Genomic DNA, 19,389 nt, shown 5'->3' with positions numbered 1-19,389 from the left:
TATTGAATAACTTGCTTATTTTTTAACATTTGTTAAAAAGGGATCTTCCCAAGAAGGAGATCCTTAATATGGCTTTACCGACTGATTACTCGAATGGAAAATATTTAAAGAAATTTGCTGCAATAGGTCCTTATTTACGAGAGAAACAATCTCTTAAAGATTGCTATTTTTTCGATAGTCTCGTGGTTTGTGTGAATGCGAATATCGCACCAGAGAAACGTGAGTTTTGGGGGTGGTGGTTAGAGTTGGTATCTACCCATGAAGGATTTGAATTCGCCTATCATCTTGGGATGTATGATAATCAGGGAAATTGGCAGGCAAAAACGCTAAAGAATTCAGAGACAACGAAAGCCGTAGAAAAAAATCTCGTTTCGTTTCATAAAAGTCTTTCTCAAAGATTATCAGAGCTTGAATTAACCTTATACCCATCCCCTTTAATGACAGAATTAAAACTGGAATTAAGCGCATAAAATTGTTTTAAGCCAACTTTTGTTTAATTTTGCGTTATGCCTGTTGGCATAACGCGCTTCTCCTGATAAAACTGATAGCTACGTTGTATTTATTAATCCTAATGGCAGAAAAATGATGAAAAATAGCCAAACGCTAGTGGTTAAACTTGGCACTAGTGTATTAACAGGGGGCTCACGTCGTTTAAATCAAGCTCATATTGTTGAGCTGGTAAGACAGTGTGCGCAGCAGTATGAAAAAGGTCACCGTATTATTATTGTCACCTCTGGCGCCATTGCTGCTGGTCGTGAACATCTTAATTACCCCGAATTGCCGGCTACCATTGCATCTAAGCAGTTGCTAGCGGCGGTCGGTCAAAGTCGTTTGATCCAACTATGGGAACGGCTATTTTCCATTTATGGAATTCATATCGGCCAAATGTTATTAACTCGCGCTGATTTAGAAGACCGTGAACGTTTTTTGAATGCTAGAGACACACTTCAAGCTTTGTTAGATAACGGGATTATTCCTGTTATTAACGAAAATGATGCGGTTGCAACAGCAGAAATCAAAGTTGGAGATAATGACAACTTATCTGCTTTAGCCGCTATCCTTGGGGATGCAGATAAATTGTTATTACTGACAGATATCGAAGGCCTGTATGATGCAGATCCTCGCAGTAATCCGGATGCGAAACTCATTCCAGAAGTACATGGTATCAATGATGATTTACGCCGGATGGCTGGGGATAGCGTCACTGGATTAGGAACGGGGGGGATGGCAACTAAACTACAAGCTGCAGATGTGGCGGGTAGAGCCGGGATTGATGTCATTATTGCTGCGGGCAATAAACCCGATGTGATCAACTCAGTGATCGAAAATATTCCTGTAGGCACACGTTTTTATGGGCAGAAAAACCCAATGGAAAATCGTAAGCGTTGGATTTTTGGTGCACCAGCTGCAGGAGATATCTATATTGATGATGGGGCGCAACTGGCTATCGTAGAAAAAGGTAGTTCGTTATTGCCAAAAGGCATAAAAAAAATCGAGGGTGATTTTTCTCGTGGTGCAGTAATCCGTATTCGCAATATGGCAGGTAAAGATCTAGCCCACGGAGTGAGTCACTATAATAGTGATGCATTAAGGATGATTGCTGGTCATCACTCTCAAGAAATTAGTAAAATCCTTGGCTATGAACACGGTTCTGTCGCGGTTCATCGCGACGATATGATAGTGAGTTAATTATGTTAGAGAAAATGGGTAAAGCGGCGCGTACTGCGTCATGGCAACTGGCTCAACTAAATACAAAACAAAAAAATACAGCACTTGAGCAAATTGCGGATCTGTTAGAACAAGAAAGTGCGGTGATCCTAGCGGCTAACCAACAAGATATGGCTCAAGCTAAACAAAGTGGCATGAGTGAGGCTTTACAAGACCGTTTACTGCTAACTGAAGCTCGTCTAAAAAACATTGCTGATGATGTCAGAAAAGTGTGCCAATTAGCCGATCCGGTTGGTCAGGTATTGGATGGTAGCGAGCTTGACAGTGGCTTGAGTTTACAACGTCGTCGTGTACCTCTTGGGGTTATTGGCGTGATTTATGAGGCACGTCCTAATGTCACTGTCGATGTGGCATCCCTATGCTTAAAAACGGGAAATGCCGTGATCCTCAGAGGCGGTAAAGAAACACATAATACCAATCTTGCCGTGGTAAATGTTATTCAGCAAGCATTAAAAAACAGTGGGTTACCTGCTGATGCAGTTCAGGCAATCAATAATCCAGATCGTGAGTTAGTCACACAGTTGCTCAAACTGGATCGTTATGTTGATATGCTTATTCCGCGTGGGGGCGCTGGTTTACATAAACTGTGCCGTGAACAATCGACTATTCCTGTAATCACAGGAGGAATCGGTGTTTGTCATACCTTTGTGGATGAATCTATTGATTTTGATAAAGCACTCAGTGTGATTACCAATGCAAAAGTTCAGCGCCCAAGCGCATGTAACTCGCTTGAAACGCTTTTAGTGCATGAAAACATTGCTGCAGATTTCTTACCTCGCTTGAGTGAAAAAATGGCACAACAGAAAGTGACGTTACATGCGAGCGAGAAAGCCATGCCATTTCTTGAAAAAGGTGCAGCAAAAGTTGTGCCTGTAAAAGCTGAAGAATTGGTTGATGAATGGCTGTCACTGGATCTGAATGTAGAAATTGTTTCAGGTATCGATGAAGCAATTGATCATATTCGCCAATATGGTACTGCGCATTCAGATGCAATTTTGACAGAGTCTATTTCTCTAGCAGACGATTTTGTTAAACGTGTGGATTCAGCGGCAGTGTATGTCAATGCGAGCACTCGCTTTACTGATGGTGGTCAATTTGGATTGGGCGCGGAAGTAGCCGTAAGTACTCAAAAATTACATTCTCGCGGGCCTATGGGTCTGGATGCACTGACTACCTATAAATGGATTGGTTATGGCGATTTTTTAAGTCGACCTTAATTGAGACATGATAATTGTAAGCCACACAGTGTTGTGGCTTTATTTTTTATATTGTTTGCCATTTTGGCTTACCTTCAAGAAGCATGAGTGCAGCTAATTTATAATAGTAATCATGATAATGGGATGATATCGATGTTTTACATTATTGGTCCAAGAGGCTCGGGAAAAACAACAATTGGTAAAAGACTCGCAGAAAAAACGGGATACCAATTTATTGATACAGACAAATGTATTGTTGAACAAGCGGGAATGAGTATTGCTGAAATTGTTGAACAGCACGGATGGGATTATTTTCGCCATCTTGAAAGCGATGTTTTGAAATCAATTCAATCTCAAGATGCGATTGTTTCTACAGGTGGCGGAATTATTTTGGCTCCTGAAAACCAGCAAGTGATGCGTGATAATGGTGTCGTTATTTATTTGCATTCGACGCCAGAGATTCTCGCTAGGCGACTCGCAGCTGAACCGCAAGCTGAGCAGCGACCAAGCTTAACGGGGAAATCATTGCTTGAAGAAATTGCAGAAGTCATGGAGCAGAGGGATCCCATTTATCTGTCAACAGCCCATCACGTTATTGATGCCAATCAGTCTATTGATGCTATTATTAGCCAGATCGCAAATTTGACATAATTATTGGCTATATCGAGCGCTTTAGGAATAAACCGCTTAATGCTACGGAATGACCGCGACATAATTATTGCAGTATCTAATTGTTAGTTAATAAATAAAACAATCACCATAATAAAGAGAATCATTATGTTGGCAAAAATAATTAAAAAAGTACTTCGATTTTTATTTCGCGTCGAAGTTATTGGCGATGCGAAAGAATTCAATCAAGACAAATGCATAATTACGCCTAACCATGTTTCTTTCCTTGATGGTGTATTAATTGCACTATTTTTGCCGGTGAAGCCCGTCTTTGCTATGTACAGCACGGTGGCAACACCAAAGATGATCAAGCGGCTCAAGCCGTATGCGGATGTTGTGGCTCTCGATCCTAAAAACCCTTTAGGTTTAAGGCACCTTGTCAGAGAAGTTGATAAAGGGCGCCCGATCGTCATTTTCCCTGAAGGGAGAATATCTGTTCATGGCTCATTAATGAAAATTTATGAAGGGGCTGCCTTTATTGCGGCTAAGTCTGGCGCAAAAGTTGTCCCTATCCGAATCGATGGTCCAGAACGTAGCCACTTAGGTCGCCTGAAAGGTATCATACCATTAAAGTGGTTTCCCAAAATCACACTGCATATTCTACCTGCTGAATCTATTCCTATGCCAGAAGCGCCTCGTGCGGTAGAGCGCCGTGCTTTAGCGGGTGAGCATCTGTATCAAATCATGAAATCAGCGCGTATGGCATCTCGCCAACCAATGACATTGGTGGAAGCGTTCCTTGACAGTATCGAACGTTACGGTCGTCGTTCCCCTTGCATTGAAGATATCTCATTTAAAGAAGATACCTACCAAGGGCTACTAAAAAAATCCCTAGGCGTCGGGCGGATTATCGAGCGTTATACTCATGAAAATGAGCGAATTGGCATTTTATTACCGAACACAACAGTAACCGCTGCGGCTATTTTCGGTGCGTTAATGCGAGGCCGTGTTCCTGCAATGCTGAACTATACAGCGGGTAGCCATGGAATTAGCAATGCACTTAAAGCATCAACAGCAAAAGTAGTCTTTACCTCCAGACAATTTCTCGAAAAAGGTAAATTAACCCATATTCCTGAACAAGTTCCTGAAGCAACGTGGATTTATCTTGAGGATTTAAAAGATACCGTTACTTTCCAAGATAAATTATGGATTGTGAAACACTTATTCTCCCCGCGTAAGGCGATTGTTCCTCGTAATATCGATGATGAGGCTATTGTATTATTTACTTCTGGCTCTGAAGGAACGCCTAAAGGTGTGGTGCATAGTCATGGCAGCTTAATGGCAAACGTCGAGCAAATTAAAACTATTGCTGATTTTACTCCGCGCGACCGCTTTATGTCCTCATTGCCCCTATTTCATGCATTTGGTCTAACGGTAGGGCTGTTTATTCCTCTATTTTCGGGGAGTCGTGTATTCCTATATCCAAGCCCTCTGCATTATCGAATTATTCCTGAATTGGTTTATGACCGAAATTGTACCGTGTTATTTGGAACATCAACATTCTTAGGTAATTATGCGCGATTTGCGCATCCATATGATTTTGCTCGAGTTCGTTATGTAGTTGCTGGAGCGGAAAAGCTATCAGATAAAACCAAGAAGATTTGGTATGAAAAATTTGGTATTCGAATTCTTGAAGGTTATGGCGTTACTGAATGTGCGCCAATTGTGTCTATCAATGTACCAATGGCTGCAAAAGAGGGTTCTGTAGGGCAAATTTTACCGTGTATGGAAGCGCGTCTGATTTCGCTTCCGGGGATTGAGCACGGAGGGAAATTACAGCTGAAAGGCCCGAATATTATGAAAGGGTATTTGCGTGTAGAAGCCCCTGGTATCCTTGAGGTACCTAAAGCAGAAAATGCTCAAGGAGAAATCGAAGACGGTTGGTATGACACTGGGGATATCGTCGAACTTGATAATAAAAACTTCTGTACGATTAAAGGGCGCGTGAAACGTTTTGCTAAATTAGCGGGTGAAATGGTTTCTCTGGAAAGTATTGAACAAATGGTGACTGAAGTTTCCCCGCAAAGTGACCATGGCGTGGTCACCAAACCAGACAGTAGCAAAGGTGAAGCGCTGGTGCTATTCACTACGGATAAAGAACTGGATCGTAGTGCGCTTTCTGCGGCAGCAAAAGCAAAAGGTTTAACGGAACTGGCTGTTCCTCGAGATATTCGTTGGGTGAAAGAATTGCCCGTGCTAGGAAGCGGTAAAACAGACTTTGTTACTCTGAAACAAATGGCATTGAAAGGGGATTAGTATGCAGGATAGCGCACCGAATACGCCATTAATGAGTACTGGAATGAAAGCTGTCTTGGCATCCCAATTCCTGTCTGCATTTGCTGATAATGCTTTACTTTTTGCAATATTAGCCCAGCTAAAAGCGGAGTTTTATCCAGAATGGAGCCACCCAATTCTGCAAATGGTATTTGTATTTACCTATATTATTTTGGCTCCTTTTGTGGGGCAAATTGCTGATCGATTCTCCAAAGGTCGCGTAATGCTATTTTCCAATATATTTAAATTTATTGGCGCACTCGGGATCTGCTTAGGGCTTAATCCATTCTTATGTTATGGGTTAGTCGGCATTGGTGCTGCATCTTATTCACCTGCAAAATACGGAATTTTAGGTGAGCTTACGGGGGGAGAAAACCTTGTTAAAGCGAACGGATTAATGGAGGCCTCGACGATTGCTGCGATTTTAGTAGGATCCGTAGTTGGGGGGATGCTGTCGGATATCAACTTATTATTAGCACTTGGTACTTGTACTGTGTTGTATGCGTTGGCGGTTGGCGTAAACTTCTTTATTCCGCATCTTGTGGCGGCAAGGCCTGCAAAAGGTTGGAATTTTAAATTATTACTTAGTGATTTTTTCACCGCTTGCCGAGTTTTATGGGCAAATCAAGAAAGCCGATTTTCTTTAGTGGGAACGAGTATGTTTTGGGGCGCGGGGGTTACTTTGCGCTTTTTATTAGTGGCATGGGTACCCGTAGCGCTCGGTTTACAAGATAATACAACGCCAACCATTTTGAATGCGATGGTGGCTGTAGGGATTGTTGTTGGTGCTGGTTTAGCCGCCAAATTTATCACTTTAAAAACGGTATATCGTTGTATTCCTGCGGGTATTGTTATTGGGGTGATGGTGGTATTACTCTCATTACAAACTAATATTATTCCATCCTATTTTATCCTGATGGTGTTAGGGATTTTTGGGGGCTTATTTGTTGTGCCACTGAATGCTCTTTTACAGGAAAAAGGTAAAGAAACCGTTGGCGCAGGGAACGCGATAGCTGTGCAAAACCTTGGCGAAAATAGTGCAATGTTATTAATGCTAGGGTTATATTCACTCGCTATTAAGGTCGGATTCTCTGTAGTAGGCGTAGGCATTGGTTTTGGTGTGGTATTCGCAATAGGTATTGCGGGATTATGGATTTGGGATCGCGCTCGTAAGAAAACAGCATAATAGTGAATAACCAAATGATAGATGAGAAACAGCTCGAAATATTAAGTATTCAGCTAGGCGAATATTTACTAAAACAAGGTAAAACAGTGACAGCGGCGGAATCCTGCACAGGTGGTTGGATTGCGAAAGTTCTGACTGATATTTCTGGTAGCTCAGCTTATTTTTACCGTGGTTTTGTGACTTACAGTAATGAAGCTAAACATCAAATGATTGGTGTTAAAGAATCTTCATTAAACACGTTTGGTGCTGTGAGTCAGCAAGTCGTTCAGGAAATGGCATTAGGGGCCCTCAGTGAGGCTAATGCAGATTTTTCTATGTCAGTCAGTGGCATTGCAGGTCCTGGCGGCGGAAGTGATGAAAAACCTGTGGGTACAGTATGGTTTGGTTTTGCCTTAAAACGGGCTGATAATTCTGTTGATGTGGTCACAAGCCACCAAATATTTGGCGGTGATAGAAATCAAGTTCGTTTACAATCAACGGGTTATGCACTTCAAATGCTTTTGCAGCTAATAACTGAAAAATTTTCTTGATACTGTATGATTATACAGTATACTTGATTTCAACAAATCGAATTCAATCGTTTTATTCGCAATGGTCAAGACCATTGCCTGAAGGAGTCAACATGGCTATTGATGAAAACAAACAAAAAGCGCTTGCAGCGGCACTCGGTCAAATTGAAAAGCAGTTTGGTAAAGGCTCCATTATGCGTCTTGGTGAAGACCGTACTATGGACGTTGAAACTATCTCAACGGGATCTTTATCTCTTGACGTCGCTTTGGGTGCTGGTGGCTTGCCATTAGGACGTATTGTTGAAATCTACGGTCCTGAATCCTCAGGTAAAACTACACTGACTTTACAAGTGATCGCTTCTGCACAACGCAGCGGTAAAACATGTGCGTTTATTGATGCAGAACATGCCCTTGATCCTGTTTATGCTAAAAAGCTTGGTGTAGATATTGATAACCTGCTGTGTTCTCAGCCAGATACGGGTGAACAAGCATTAGAAATCTGTGACGCACTGACTCGCTCTGGTGCTGTTGATGTTATCATTGTTGACTCAGTTGCAGCTTTAACACCTAAAGCTGAAATTGAAGGTGAAATCGGTGATTCTCATATGGGTCTAGCGGCTCGTATGATGAGCCAAGCAATGCGTAAGCTTGCTGGTAACCTGAAAAACTCAAATACCTTACTGATCTTTATCAACCAAATTCGTATGAAAATTGGTGTGATGTTTGGTAACCCAGAGACCACCACTGGTGGTAACGCACTGAAGTTTTACGCTTCTGTTCGCTTAGATATTCGTCGTATTGGTGCAGTTAAAAACGGTGAAGAAATTGTTGGTAGCGAAACTCGCGTTAAAGTCGTGAAAAACAAAGTTGCTGCGCCATTTAAACAAGCTGAATTCCAAATTCTTTATGGTGAAGGTATCAATACCTTTGGTGAGTTAATCGATCTTGGTGTTAAACATAAGCTTATTGAGAAAGCCGGTGCTTGGTATAGCTACAATGGCGACAAGATTGGTCAAGGTAAAGCTAATTCAACGACCTATTTGAAAGAGCATCCAGATGTTGCCAAAGAAATTGATACAAAACTGCGTGAAATGTTATTGAGCCATACTGGTGAACTTAGCAATACAACAACAGACTTTGTCAGTGATTCTGATGTAGAGGAAACACCTGAAGAGTTTTAATCTTTAGTTAGTTTCTTGAAAATAAAGAAAAATATAAACGTCATTCTGTATAGGATGGCGTTTTTTTATTTTTAGCTATCATAATAATAGTTTCTTGAACAGTTTTTTTGTGGAAAAATACCCTAGAGAGAAGTATAAACATACTTTCAGAAAATATTCAGACGCTTTACAATGAAAGCCACGAATGGATGTATCTATATTTTACTTCTACACAAAGAGACTTTATCTTATCAGTCACTTTTTAATCGGAGAGTTGATTAGAGGTGATGTTACATTCCATCTCAACAATTCGTAATTCTGTTTCCAGCTTGATATCGGGATAAATATGAGTAAAAGCACCGCTGAGATCCGTCAAGCGTTTCTCGACTTTTTCCATACGAAAGGTCATCAGGTGGTAGCCAGCAGTTCGCTAGTACCAAACAATGACCCAACACTATTGTTCACTAACGCAGGGATGAACCAGTTCAAAGATGTATTTCTTGGTCTGGATAAAAGAGCATATTCCCGAGCGACAACCGCACAACGTTGTGTGCGTGCAGGTGGTAAACATAACGACTTAGAAAATGTGGGTTATACAGCTCGTCACCACACATTCTTTGAAATGTTAGGAAACTTTAGCTTCGGTGATTATTTTAAACACGATGCTATTCGATTTGCTTGGGAATTATTAACTAGCGAACAATGGTTTAACCTACCAAAAGAAAGACTGTGGGTAACTGTATACGCCACTGATGATGAAGCTTATGACATTTGGAACAAAGAGATCGGCGTTCCAGCAGAGCGTATCATCCGTATTGGTGACAACAAAGGGGCTCCTTACGCATCTGATAACTTCTGGCAGATGGGGGATACTGGTCCTTGTGGTCCGTGCACCGAAATTTTTTATGATCATGGGGATCATATCTGGGGGGGACCTCCAGGAACACCAGAAGAAGATGGCGACCGCTATATTGAAATCTGGAACCTTGTTTTCATGCAATTCAACCGTCAATCCGACGGGACTATGGAACCGTTACCAAAACCATCTGTAGATACAGGAATGGGTCTGGAGCGTATTTCTGCGGTTCTACAACATGTCAATTCTAACTATGACATCGACATTTTCCGTGAACTGATTGCAGCAGCAGCAGAAGCAACTGGCGCGACCGACTTATCTAACAAGTCTCTACGTGTTATCGCTGACCATATTCGCTCATGTGCTTTTTTAATTAGTGATGGTGTAATTCCATCAAATGAAGGCCGTGGTTATGTATTACGCCGCATTATCCGTCGTGCTGTACGGCACGGTTATATGCTGGGTGCTAAAGATACATTCTTCTACAAATTAGTTCCTACTTTAATCAAAGTGATGGGTACCGCGGCAGATGAGTTGCAGCGCCAGCAAGCGATGGTTGAGAAAGTTCTAAAAACTGAAGAAGAGCAATTTGCGCGTACTTTAGAGCGCGGCTTACAATTATTAGATGACGAGCTGGCATCACTGAAAGGTGACACTCTAGAAGGCGAAACTGCTTTCCGCTTATATGATACCTACGGATTCCCACTGGATTTAACTGCTGACGTTTGTCGTGAGCGTAATATCAAAGTGGATGAAGAAGGCTTTGAGCGTGCAATGGAAGACCAACGTCGCCGTGCGAGAGAATCCAGTGGTTTTAGCGCTGACTATAATGCCCTGATCAAAGTTGATAAGCGTAGCGAGTTCTCTGGTTATCAACATGATGAACAGCAAGCGACTATCACTGCACTGTATAAAGATGGCCAACCTGTTGACGCACTAAACGCGGGTGAAGAAGGGCTAGTTATCCTTGATAAAACTGCATTCTATGCAGAGTCAGGCGGTCAAGTTGGTGATACAGGTGTGCTAACGAATGAAAGTGGCAACTTTGTCGTTTTGGATACTCAAAAGTATGGTCAAGCAATTGGTCATGTTGGAAAAGTGGAATCAGGTTCTTTGGTTGTTAACCACCGTATCTCAGCGAGAGTTAATAGCGAAAGACGTAATGCTATTCGTCTGAATCACTCAGCCACTCACTTATTACATGCGGCGCTACGCCAAATACTTGGTGAGCATGTTTCTCAGAAAGGCTCATTGGTTAATGACAAATATCTACGTTTTGACTTCTCTCATTTTGAAGCCCTGACACAGCAGCAGCTACGCCAAGTCGAAGATATTGTGAACGCACAAATTCGCCAAAACTCAGAAATTGAAACTGAATTGATGGATTTAGAGGGCGCGAAAGCGAAAGGTGCTATGGCATTATTCGGTGAAAAATATGAAGAGCGCGTACGTGTTCTGAGTATGGGGGATTTCTCCATCGAATTATGTGGTGGTACTCACGCTAGCCGTACTGGAGATATCGGTTTATTCAGTATTCTCAGTGAGTCAGGCACTGCTGCCGGTGTTCGCCGAATTGAAGCGACAACAGGCGCAACAGCTATTGAGCATCTTCATGCTCAATCTGAGCAACTTTCTGCAATTGCCCATTTATTAAAGGGTGATGCGAATAGCCTTGTTGAGAAAGTAAAAGCAGCATTGGATAAATTGCGTAATCTTGAAAAAGAGATTCTGCAATTGAAAGATCAGCAAGCTTCTCAAGAGAGTGCATCATTGGGTAGCAAAGCAAAAGATGTCAAAGGTATCAAGCTATTAGTTAGCCAATTAAATGATACAGATCCTAAATTATTGAGAACAATGGTTGATGATTTAAAAAATCAGCTGAAGTCTGCGATTATCGTGCTTTCAACCACGAGTGGTGATAAAGTCAGTATAATTGTTGGTGTGACTAATGATTTGACTGCTAAAATTAAAGCAGGTGATTTAGTATCTTATGTTGCTCAGCAAGTTGGCGGTAAAGGCGGCGGGCGACCTGATATGGCAATGGCTGGCGGTAGTGATGTAAAAGCATTACCTACAGCGATGGCAAGTGTTGAACAATGGGTTGATTCGAAACTGTAAGCGCTTATTGAGGTTGCCTTGCTTGATGTGAGGCAACTTTAATCTGTTGCAACATTGTTAATATGTTGCCGGTAGTGTTATATTTTGCTTGTAAATAACTAGAATTATTGCCTTGATGGCATCAATGCTTTAGGTGAATATCATTGCTTTACGTTTTCACGGTGTGTGATGGACAATAGCGGGGGATACCTAGAGACCCGACTCTTTTAATATTTCAAGGAGCAAAGAATGCTTATTCTGACTCGTCGAGTTGGTGAAACACTCATGATAGGCGATGAGGTAACAGTGACTGTATTGGGAGTAAAAGGCAACCAAGTTCGTATTGGTGTTAATGCCCCAAAAGAGGTTTCTGTTCACCGTGAAGAAATTTATCAACGGATCCAGGCCGAAAAGACTCAACCAGACAATCAATAATAATGAATAAGCGTCCAGTGAGTGATCACACAGCAATAATGGGCGCTTGTCTTCTATTCCCCTTTAAAAACCTCGAAAATTTCTTATTCCTATCTGTTTAATTAAGAATAATGGTACTAAAGGTACATTCCTTTTCTCATTTGTTATTTTTATTCTGTATTATTTTTCTACAGTTAACCAATATGTTATGGTTTTGAAGTCAATATTACCCATTTTTTTGATGTAACTTTGGTTGATAAAATTCTTTAGGAAAGCACAGAAATATGGCTTTTTCGGTGTTAAACTAATCATCTTGCTTGTGAAATGTGCAAACGAACGCCAGAATGCAAAAAGTTTGGAAAAATTGTTTGACTTCTAAGGCTAGGAAAGTAATATGTGCGCCACACAGAGACGAGATGTTTGAAAAAACAAATCATGTGTAACTAAAATATGGTGAGGTGGCCGAGAGGCTGAAGGCGCTCCCCTGCTAAGGGAGTATGCGGTCAAAAGCTGCATCGAGGGTTCGAATCCCTCCCTCACCGCCATTTTAGGCTCTGCATCCGTAGCTCAGCTGGATAGAGTACTCGGCTACGAACCGAGCGGTCGGAGGTTCGAATCCTCCCGGATGCACCATTTTAAGCCCTATGAGTTAGACTGATGGGGTGATGTTTTAGCTTAGCAGGCTAAGACGAAGCAGTAGTTTTAGATTGATGTTGAAGTAGATTTTGATAAGTAGTATTGAGAGAGAAGTACGATTGCACGAAAATGCATCCGTAGCTCAGCTGGATAGAGTACTCGGCTACGAACCGAGCGGTCGGAGGTTCGAATCCTCCCGGATGCACCATCTCTTAAACTTTTCTGTAAAGTATCAATAATCCCTTTTAATAATATTCAAACTGATAAATTACTGATTGCTGTAAATGCAATTGTCGATTGATAATCGAAGAATTTTGCATCCGTAGCTCAGCTGGATAGAGTACTCGGCTACGAACCGAGCGGTCGGAGGTTCGAATCCTCCCGGATGCACCATCATTAAGAAACTCCTCAATTTGAGGAGTTTTTTTTTACCTAAAATTAGTCTTCTCTATTCAATTCTAAGTAGAATCATTCATTTCATAACTCTCTAAACCACACATCTAGACAGCGACAATTTCTGTGATTTAAGCTAAAGTAACCTCCTTAATAAAATAAATCTAAATCACAGGCGGGAGGTCAATTTGATCCCGGACGTATCAAAAGCGCTCTCTTGGTTAGAGGCGCACCCGGAAATTCTCAATGGTATTCAACGTGGTATTGAGCGTGAAACATTGCGTGTCACACCTCAAGGCGCAATTGCTGAGACTTTACATTCAGATGAGTTAGGTAAGGCACTGACGCATAAATGGATCACCACCGATTTTGCTGAGTCTTTACTCGAATTTATTACACCTGTAGATAAAAGTATCAGCCATAATTTGGCTTTTCTCAGGGACTTGCACCGATATACCGCTCGTCATTTACATGATGAAAGAATGTGGCCGTTGAGTATGCCTTGCTTTATTGAGGGTGAAGATAAAATCACTCTGGCGCAGTACGGCACTTCTAATGTTGGCCAATTTAAAACTTTGTACCGCGAGGGTTTAAAAAACCGCTACGGTGCTTTAATGCAAACCATCGCAGGGGTGCATTATAACTTTTCATTCCCGATTGAATTTTGGCAAGCTTGGGCTGGAGTGGAAGATGAACAAAGTGGTAAAGAAAAGATTTCTGAAGGCTACTTACGTCTGATCCGAAATTATTACCGTTTTGGCTGGGTGATCCCATATCTATTTGGAGCTTCCCCTGCAATCTGTGGTTCATTCCTGAAAGATAGGGAAACGTCACTCGATTTTAATAAAACTGAGTGTGGTACTTACTATTTACCTTACGCTACATCTTTAAGAATGAGTGACTTGGGATATACCAATAAATCACAGAGTGATTTAAATATTACGTTTAATCACCTGGATGAATATGTTGAAAACCTCAAGAAAGCTATCCATAAACCTTCAGCTGAGTTTGAAAAGCTAGGTGTTAAAAAAGATGGCAAATACATTCAGTTAAACACTAATGTGCTGCAAATCGAAAATGAACTGTATGCACCAATTCGTCCTAAACGTGTCCCGAAAGGTAATGAATCACCTTCTGATGCGTTGCTGCGTGGTGGTATTGAGTATATTGAGGTTCGCTCTCTTGATATCAATCCATTTAGTCCTATTGGTGTTAATGAAACCCAAGCTCGTTTTGTGGACTTATTCTTAATCTGGTGTGTATTGGCAGATGCGCCTGAGATGAATAGTCAAGAGTTAGATTGTTGCCGTAAAAACTGGAATCGCGTGATCTTGAAAGGACGTAAGCCCGGACAAGTGATCGGTTTTGGTTGTGGTAGTGAGCAAAAGCCTCTTGTTGAAGTTGGGCAAACATTATTTAACGATCTGATCCGTGTTGCTGAAGTACTTGATACTTGTTGTGATGCCAAATACAAAGAAGTTTGTCATCAATTTGTGGCTATGTTTGAAGATCCGACCTTAACTTACTCTGCTCTTGTCATGGATGAGATGTTAGAGAAAGGTATTGGAGGTTATGGTCTTGAACTGGCTGAAAAATATTATCAGCAATTGATCAATGAGCCTTATGAAGTGATCACTGAAGAGCAATTTGAGCAAGCTCGTTTGGCTTCAATAGAGAAACAGAAATTGATGGAACAGGATAAAAGCGAGAGCTTTGAAGAGTATTTACGGATTCACGCAGGACGCTAAAAGAAGTGGCCACATTAAGTGGCCAAATAAAAAATCTCTTAGAGAATTAGGGATGATAACAATTTGCGCGTCTTTCATATATTCAGACTCTGCGTTTTTAGATTAGTTTCATTTTCTTCATAAATATTTTTTAGGAGGTCATGAAATGCCATTATTAGACAGTTTTACTGTAGATCACACGCGTATGGCAGCTCCTGCTGTTCGTATAGCAAAAACAATGAAAACACCAAGTGGTGATACAATCACTGTTTTTGATTTACGCTTCACAGTTCCAAATAAAGAAGCAATGACAGAAAAAGGCACGCATACCCTTGAGCACCTCTTTGCTGGATTTATGCGAGATCATCTGAATGGAGATGGTGTAGAAATCATTGATATTTCCCCTATGGGGTGTCGAACCGGTTTTTATATGAGTTTGATTGGTCAGCCAGATGAGGCACGTGTGGCAACAGCATGGAAGGCTTCGATGGAGGATGTGTTAAATGTCCAAGATCAAAATAAGATCCCTGAGCTCAATGTTTATCAGTGTGGAACTTATATGATGCACTCTTTAGAAGAAGCGCAGCAAATTGCTAGTCAGGTTCTTGCTAAAGAGATCGGTATCAACAAAAATGATGAGCTGGCTCTACCTGAAGAAAAATTAGCTCAATTACATATTTAGTGGGTTATGCCTTAATTTAAAAAGCCTTAAAATCATGCATACAGGCTGATTTTAAGGCTTTTTTGTTTTATAACTGACTAGAATTCAGGTTCTTGAGAATCAAAAGCTAAAGGGATAATTTTTACCTGTTTAATGGTATTGTCGTTCATCACTAAAACTTCGATGAGATAGCTCCCTATGGCTATTTGTTCTTTTGGTTGAGGGATATCCCCTAAAACCTCTAAAACCATCCCATTGACCGTTCTAGGACCATCTACAGGTAAGTTCCAATCGAAGGCTTTATTCAAATCTCGAATATTTGTTGTTCCATCAACCAATACGCTACCATCACTTTGTGGAATAACTTCTTCTGCTAGGGAAGGTGACATTGATGTGGTGAAATCGCCAACAATTTCTTCCAAAATATCTTCTACTGTGATTAAGCCTTGGATTTCGCCATATTCATCAACGATTATCCCCAATTTTTCTTTTTTATGTTGGAAGTTCACGAGTTGAATATTTAGGGGGGTGCTATCAGGAATGAAGTAGATATTATCGGCAGCTTTTATCAGATTTTGTTTGTTAAACTCCCGTTTTTCCATCATCAAACGATAGGCTTCACGCACTCGTAAAATACCAATAGAATCATCCAAAGAATCTCGATACAGGACTATTCGACCATGAGGTGAGTGGGTTAGTTGCCTCACAATCGACTTCCAATCATCATTAACATCGATGCCGACAATTTCATTGCGTGGCAACATAATGTCGCCAACCGTGACTTTGTCTAAATCGAGGATAGAAATCAACATATCCTGATTACGTCGGCTAAGTTTATTTTTAGATTCATTGACGATGGTGCGTAGCTCTTCTTTATTCACTGCATCGCTGCGTATAGCGGAAGGGCGGATCCCGCAGCAACGTAAAAACGAAGCTGAAATCGCATTGAATCCCAAAACAATAGGCATCATGATTTTTTGTAATGGATTTAATATTAGACTGCTCGGAAACGCAATTCGCTCAGGATAAAGTGCTGCAAGCGTTTTAGGCATGACTTCTGCGAATAATAGAATTACAAACGTTAGGATTCCCGTTGCTATTGCTACACCGGTATTGCCGTATAAGCGCATACCAATGATAGTCGCAAGGGCTGAGGCAATAATATTAATTAAGTTATTACCAATAAGTACTAAACTTAACAGTTTATCTGGATGCCTCAGTAATTTCTCAACACGCATAGCGGAACGATTACCTTGCTTCGCTAAATGTTTTAATCGATAACGGTTCAATGTCATCATACTGGTTTCTGATGCTGAAAAATAAGCAGACAAAAAGATTAAAACAATCAATATGATGATTAGAGTACCGGTGGATACATCATCCAAAACAAGGTTCCTTATAACAGGAGTTCAACGTTAACTTTCTGACTAAGAGACGGTCAGTTGTTGGACTAAACGATTACCGAAAAAAGCTAACGTGAGGATCAATGAGCCCCCTACGTGGAAAAATAATACGCGTTTTCCACGCCATCCACCATGGAAGTGTCCCCATAGCAAAATAACGTAAACAAACCAAGCCACAACCGACAATATCGATTTATGGATATTTTCTTTATCAAAAATATTATCGATATAAATAAAACCAGTACATAAAGTCAGCGTGAGTAAAATAACCCCCACCTGAGTAACGTGAAACATTTTGCGCTCAATGACCATCATTGGTGGCATATCAGGGCTAAACTTCAGAATTTTATTCTTTAGCTGATAATCGATAATCGCCACTTGAAACGCATATAATGCCGCAATTAAGAGTGTTGCATAGCTTAAAAGTGCTAAACCAATATGAACAAATAACGGAGTACTGGCTTCCAAGTGAGTTATAAATTCACCTGGCATTGTCGTTGATAAAATGAGGTTAATAATCGCGAAGCTATAGACAATGGGCGTTAAATACCATGCTCGCCCTAAATACCCCACAACGGTCATGATTAAACACATCAATAAACTGACGGAAGAGCCGAGATTCAATAAAGTTAAGTTTTGCCCGCTCACTTCACTGAAAATTTGTAATTTCAGTGTAATTGCGTGAGTAATCATCGCGATGATGGCTAATAAAATAGCTAATCTGCGATAGATTGCTTGCTTACGCACTTGACTGGGAACGATCAGCAGCAGACTGACCATGTATGTACAAACTGCTATGACTGCAAATACGGGCATAGTATAGTGTCGTTATTCATTTTTAGTGGATAGATACTTTATAGTATAACTCGTGCGCGTGTAGGCTCCAACCATTGGTATGGCGAATCCCTTGATATTCTTTATCGATAGCTCATTAGAGTTAGGTAAACAAGGCAGCGAAAAAGCATCAGATATGATACACTCCTCAGCCAATATCAGCGTTGGATTGTGTCGTGGCTATTTTTATTTGCCCTTGAAATACATAGCGCGAGTAACCAAATAAGGCTACATATAGGCCCATAACAGAATTGAGCTAAGACATATGTTTGATAATTTAACTGACAGACTATCGCGCACTTTGCGCAATATCAGCGGACGTGGACGTCTGACTGATGACAATATTAAAGATACATTACGCGAAGTTCGCATGGCGTTACTGGAAGCTGACGTTGCATTGCCAGTTGTCCGTGAGTTTATTCAAAAAGTCAAAGAAAGCGCTGTTGGTCAAGATGTTAATAAAAGCCTAACACCGGGACAAGAGTTCATAAAGATTGTTCAAAATGAACTGACCCGTGCCATGGGTGAAGAAAACCATCAACTGAATTTATCTGCTCAGCCACCAGCCGTGGTATTGATGGCTGGCTTGCAAGGCGCAGGTAAAACAACCAGCGTTGCTAAGCTGGGTAAACTGTTAAAAGAAAAGCAAAAGAAAAAAGTGCTTGTGGTCTCTGCCGACGTATACCGTCCTGCGGCGATTAAACAGTTAGAAACATTAGCCGAAGCGGTTAGCATTGATTTCTTCCCTTCTGATGCACAAGAAAAACCTGCATCTATTGTCCAGAAAGCGCTAAAACACGCTCAACTTCAATTTTATGATGTTCTACTGGTGGATACTGCCGGGCGATTGCACGTTGATGAAGTGATGATGGAAGAAATCCAAGAAATTCATCGCATTATTAACCCAGTAGAAACGCTGTTTGTCGTCGATGCAATGACGGGGCAAGATGCTGCAAATACAGCTAAAGCCTTTAACGAAGCCTTGCCATTAACGGGTATCGTATTAACGAAAGTTGATGGTGATGCACGTGGTGGTGCTGCGTTATCGATTCGCGCCATTACAGGTAAACCAATTAAATTCCTCGGGGTCGGTGAAAAAACGGATGCCCTTGAACCATTCCACCCTGAGCGTGTTGCATCACGTATCTTGGGAATGGGGGATGTATTATCCCTGATTGAGGAACTTGAGCACAAAGTTGATCGCGATGAAGCAGAAAAGCTAGCTAAGAAACTCAAAACAGGCGATACGTTCGACCTAAATGACTTCTTAAACCAGTTAAAGCAGATGCGTAATATGGGCGGAATGACCAGCATGTTAAGTAAAATGCCAGGCATGTCCCAGATACCAGATGCAGTTAAATCCCAGATGGATGATAAAATAACTATCCGTATGGAAGCCATGATCCAATCAATGACGCGTAAAGAACGTGAAAAGCCAGAAATTATTAAAGGCTCACGCAAACGCCGTATTGCTGCGGGTTCTGGGACTACAGTTCAAGAAGTTAATAAACTCTTGAAACAGTTTGATGATATGCAACGCATGATGAAAAAGATGAAAAAAGGCGGCTTAGCCAAAATGATGCGCGGCATGAAAGGTATGATGCCTCCGGGATTTCCGGGGCGTTAAGCAGTAAAGCTTGAAACTA

15 protein-coding genes and 4 tRNA genes are annotated in these 19,389 nt (G+C 41.2%); 17 read left to right on the top strand and 2 right to left on the bottom strand.

The features are described 5' to 3' along the window. Window positions 1-68 precede the first annotated feature (68 nt). The 16 genes from crl to luxS all read left to right on the top strand — a co-directional run bounded on the left by crl (window position 69) and on the right by luxS (window position 15,527). The gene (gene crl / locus PR761_RS07025; protein ID WP_039855545.1) at window positions 69-470 is read left to right on the top strand and encodes a sigma factor-binding protein Crl; all 402 of its coding nucleotides are present in this window, start codon (window positions 69-71) and stop codon (window positions 468-470) included. 115 nt (window positions 471-585) lie between these two features. Next, window positions 586-1,689, top strand: a complete 1,104-nt coding sequence (gene proB / locus PR761_RS07020; protein WP_039855654.1) for a glutamate 5-kinase — start codon at window positions 586-588, stop codon at window positions 1,687-1,689. A 2-nt stretch (window positions 1,690-1,691) separates the two neighbouring features. Then, window positions 1,692-2,945, top strand: a complete 1,254-nt coding sequence (gene proA, locus PR761_RS07015; protein WP_006815616.1) for a glutamate-5-semialdehyde dehydrogenase — start codon at window positions 1,692-1,694, stop codon at window positions 2,943-2,945. 132 nt (window positions 2,946-3,077) lie between these two features. Further along, window positions 3,078-3,575: a shikimate kinase AroL gene (gene aroL, locus PR761_RS07010; RefSeq protein ID WP_112837532.1), complete on the top strand. Its 498-nt coding sequence runs from the start codon at window positions 3,078-3,080 to the stop codon at window positions 3,573-3,575. Between the two features lie 126 nt (window positions 3,576-3,701). Beyond that, a complete protein-coding gene (gene aas / locus PR761_RS07005) occupies window positions 3,702-5,849 on the top strand; it encodes a bifunctional acyl-ACP--phospholipid O-acyltransferase/long-chain-fatty-acid--ACP ligase (RefSeq protein WP_115164038.1) in 2,148 nt (715 codons plus the stop codon). Between the two features lies 1 nt (window position 5,850). After that, window positions 5,851-7,053, top strand: coding sequence for a lysophospholipid transporter LplT (gene lplT, locus PR761_RS07000; protein ID WP_112836331.1), 1,203 nt, complete (start codon window positions 5,851-5,853; stop codon window positions 7,051-7,053). 14 nt (window positions 7,054-7,067) lie between these two features. Then, a complete protein-coding gene (gene pncC / locus PR761_RS06995) occupies window positions 7,068-7,583 on the top strand; it encodes a nicotinamide-nucleotide amidase (protein ID WP_006815612.1) in 516 nt (171 codons plus the stop codon). A 92-nt stretch (window positions 7,584-7,675) separates the two neighbouring features. Further along, entirely contained in the window at window positions 7,676-8,743 is a 1,068-nt protein-coding gene (gene recA / locus PR761_RS06990; protein WP_006815611.1) for a recombinase RecA, read from the top strand. 325 nt (window positions 8,744-9,068) lie between these two features. After that, window positions 9,069-11,696 carry an alanine--tRNA ligase gene (gene alaS, locus PR761_RS06985; protein WP_154611265.1) on the top strand — a complete coding sequence of 876 codons (2,628 nt, stop codon included), beginning with the start codon at window positions 9,069-9,071 and terminating at the stop codon, window positions 11,694-11,696. A gap of 228 nt (window positions 11,697-11,924) precedes the next feature. Further along, window positions 11,925-12,110, top strand: coding sequence for a carbon storage regulator CsrA (gene csrA, locus PR761_RS06980; RefSeq protein ID WP_004264815.1), 186 nt, complete (start codon window positions 11,925-11,927; stop codon window positions 12,108-12,110). 431 nt (window positions 12,111-12,541) lie between these two features. Beyond that, window positions 12,542-12,634 (top strand) — tRNA-Ser (locus PR761_RS06975). An 11-nt stretch (window positions 12,635-12,645) separates the two neighbouring features. Continuing rightward, window positions 12,646-12,722, top strand: a tRNA-Arg gene (locus tag PR761_RS06970). Between the two features lie 134 nt (window positions 12,723-12,856). Continuing rightward, a tRNA-Arg gene (locus PR761_RS06965) sits at window positions 12,857-12,933 on the top strand. Between the two features lie 108 nt (window positions 12,934-13,041). Further along, a tRNA-Arg gene (locus PR761_RS06960) sits at window positions 13,042-13,118 on the top strand. A gap of 188 nt (window positions 13,119-13,306) precedes the next feature. Then, the gene (gene gshA, locus PR761_RS06955; RefSeq protein ID WP_154611266.1) at window positions 13,307-14,866 is read left to right on the top strand and encodes a glutamate--cysteine ligase; all 1,560 of its coding nucleotides are present in this window, start codon (window positions 13,307-13,309) and stop codon (window positions 14,864-14,866) included. A gap of 145 nt (window positions 14,867-15,011) precedes the next feature. Beyond that, window positions 15,012-15,527: an S-ribosylhomocysteine lyase gene (gene luxS, locus PR761_RS06950; RefSeq protein WP_006815607.1), complete on the top strand. Its 516-nt coding sequence runs from the start codon at window positions 15,012-15,014 to the stop codon at window positions 15,525-15,527. A gap of 77 nt (window positions 15,528-15,604) precedes the next feature. Here the strand turns inward: luxS and PR761_RS06945 are convergent, their stop codons facing one another. Beyond that, entirely contained in the window at window positions 15,605-16,891 is a 1,287-nt protein-coding gene (locus PR761_RS06945; protein WP_039855532.1) for a CNNM domain-containing protein, read from the bottom strand. 42 nt (window positions 16,892-16,933) lie between these two features. Continuing rightward, window positions 16,934-17,725 (bottom strand): cytochrome C assembly family protein, encoded by a 792-nt coding sequence (locus tag PR761_RS06940; RefSeq protein ID WP_006815605.1) that lies wholly within the window; start codon window positions 17,723-17,725, stop codon window positions 16,934-16,936. Window positions 17,726-18,008: 283 nt separating this feature from the next. On the opposite strand from PR761_RS06940, the gene ffh reads away from it, so the two are divergent. Continuing rightward, window positions 18,009-19,370, top strand: a complete 1,362-nt coding sequence (gene ffh, locus PR761_RS06935; RefSeq protein ID WP_006815603.1) for a signal recognition particle protein — start codon at window positions 18,009-18,011, stop codon at window positions 19,368-19,370. Window positions 19,371-19,389: the final 19 nt, after the last annotated feature.

It is taken from the genome of Providencia sp. PROV210, from assembly GCF_028479445.1.
Classification (GTDB): domain Bacteria; phylum Pseudomonadota; class Gammaproteobacteria; order Enterobacterales; family Enterobacteriaceae; genus Providencia; species Providencia rustigianii.
Note: the sequence above shows the minus strand (reverse complement) of the source record. Positions and strands in the feature narration are given on the sequence as shown.